The 2,355-nt window shown below is 46.9% G+C and carries 1 protein-coding gene; it reads left to right on the forward strand.

The features are described 5' to 3' along the window. Positions 1–2,251: efflux RND transporter permease subunit (locus tag VJL_RS27465; RefSeq protein ID WP_038882517.1), on the forward strand; the 2,251-nt coding region annotated here is incomplete at its 5' end. Positions 2,252–2,355 lie beyond the last annotated feature (104 nt).

Consider the following 2,355-nt stretch of genomic DNA (forward strand, 5'->3'; position numbering starts at 1 on the left):
ATCAGACGCTAACCCACTAGAAGTGGCACAGGCGGTGCGTTCAGAAGTAGATAAGATTCAGAAGTTCTTACCGGACGGTACTCGTCTGGCCATAGACTATGATGCCACAGTATTTATTGAACGCTCGATTGATGAGGTATACAGCACGCTCTTTATTACGGGTGGTCTGGTTATTTTAGTCCTCTATATTTTTATCGGTCAGGCGCGCGCTACATTGATTCCTGCGGTGACGGTACCAGTCTCACTAATTTCTTCATTCATTGCGGCTTACTACTTCGGCTTCTCTATCAACCTAATCACCCTGATGGCGCTTATCCTATCTATCGGTCTAGTTGTGGATGATGCGATTGTTGTTGTAGAGAACATCTTCCACCATATTGAGCGCGGCGAATCACCACTGCTGGCGGCTTATAAAGGCACAAGAGAAGTCGGATTTGCCGTTGTTGCTACGACCTTGGTTCTGGTGATGGTCTTCCTGCCGATTTCTTTTATGGATGGCATGGTAGGTCTGCTATTTACTGAGTTCTCAGTATTGTTGGCAATGTCAGTGATTTTCTCATCTTTGATTGCATTAACGCTGACTCCAGTGCTCGGTAGTCAGATCCTAAAAGCGAATGTGAAGCCGAATCGATTCAACCAAGCGGTCGATAAATTGTTTGCCAAGCTAGAGGCTGGTTACCGAAAAGCGCTGCGTGGTGCATTGAAGGTTCGTTGGGCTGCGCCTTTGGTTATCCTTGCGTGTATGGGAGGCAGTTATGGTTTGATGAATCAAGTGCCTGCACAGCTAACGCCACAAGAAGACCGAGGGGTTATCTTTGCTTTTGTTCGTGGTGCAGATGCGACTTCCTACAACCGAATGTCGGCGAACATGGACATCGTAGAAGATCGGTTGATGCCATTGTTGGGACAAGGTTTCCTGAAATCATTCAGTATTCAAACACCAGCATTTGGTGGGCAAGCGGGTGACCAAACTGGCTTCGTTATCATGATTTTAGAAGACTGGAACGAGCGAGATGTGACGGCACAAGAAGCACTCAACCAAGTTCGTAAGTCATTGGCCGGTATTCCAGACGTTCGTGTCTTCCCATTCATGCCGGGTTTCCGTGGTGGTTCTAGCGAACCTGTGCAGTTTGTTCTTGGTGGCTCTGATTACGATGAGTTGTTGGTCTGGGCTGAAATGCTCAAGAACACAGCTGAAGAGTCACCAATGATGGAAGGTGCGGAAATCGACTACTCAGAGAAAACACCAGAGCTTTTGGTGTCAGTGGACAAGCGCCGTGCTGCTGAACTTGGAGTGAGTGTACAAGACATCTCTGAAACTCTAGAAATCATGCTTGGTGGTAAGAGTGAAACCACTTACGTTGACCGTGGTGAAGAATATGATGTTTACCTTCGAGGTGACGAAAACAGCTTCAATAACGCGGCTGATTTGAGCCAGATTTACTTACGCACCAACAGCGGTGAGCTAGTGACCCTAGATACGGTTACTAAAGTCGAAGAAGTGGCGGCATCAATTCGTCTGTCCCACTACAACAAACAGAAGTCGATCACCATTACTGCTAACCTATCGGAAGGTTACACCCTAGGTGAGGCGCTAGATTTCTTAGATCAAGAAGCGATTGATAACCTGCCGGGTGATATTTCGGTCAGTTACTCTGGTGAGTCGAAAGACTTTAAAGAAAACCAAGCCAGTGTTGCCGTTGTATTTGCCTTGGCATTACTTGTTGCATACCTAGTATTGGCAGCGCAGTTTGAAAGCTTCGTCAACCCACTGGTGGTAATGTTCACCGTGCCTATGGGCGTATTTGGTGGCTTCCTTGGGTTGGTCGTCATGAGTCAAGGAATGAACATCTACAGCCAAATCGGCATGATTATGTTGATCGGTATGGTAACCAAAAACGGTATTTTGATCGTTGAGTTTGCTAACCAGCTACGTGACCGTGGTATCGAGTTTGAAAAAGCGATCACTGATGCGGCAGCTCGCCGTCTGCGTCCTATCATGATGACGGCATTTACTACGCTAGCTGGTGCTATTCCTTTGATCATGTCAACAGGAGCAGGTTATGAAAGCCGTGTGGCCGTCGGTACCGTTATCTTCTTCGGTATGGGGTTTGCGACATTAGTTACACTGTTTGTTATCCCTGCGATGTATCGATTGATCTCTGCGAAGACGCGTTCCCCTGGTTATGTTGAAGCTGAGCTGAATAAAGCGCTTAGCCATGATACGAAGGGACGTATCGCGCACCCTTAACCAAACTTTAAAACACAAAAGCCTGCGAAATGAACTGACCCCCAATAGTTGGACACTAATTATTGGGGGTCTTTTTATGTCCAAATATAGCCGCGAGCTAAAAT

The sequence above is a fragment of the Vibrio jasicida CAIM 1864 = LMG 25398 genome, assembly GCF_000400365.1.
In the GTDB taxonomy this organism is placed as follows: domain Bacteria; phylum Pseudomonadota; class Gammaproteobacteria; order Enterobacterales; family Vibrionaceae; genus Vibrio; species Vibrio jasicida.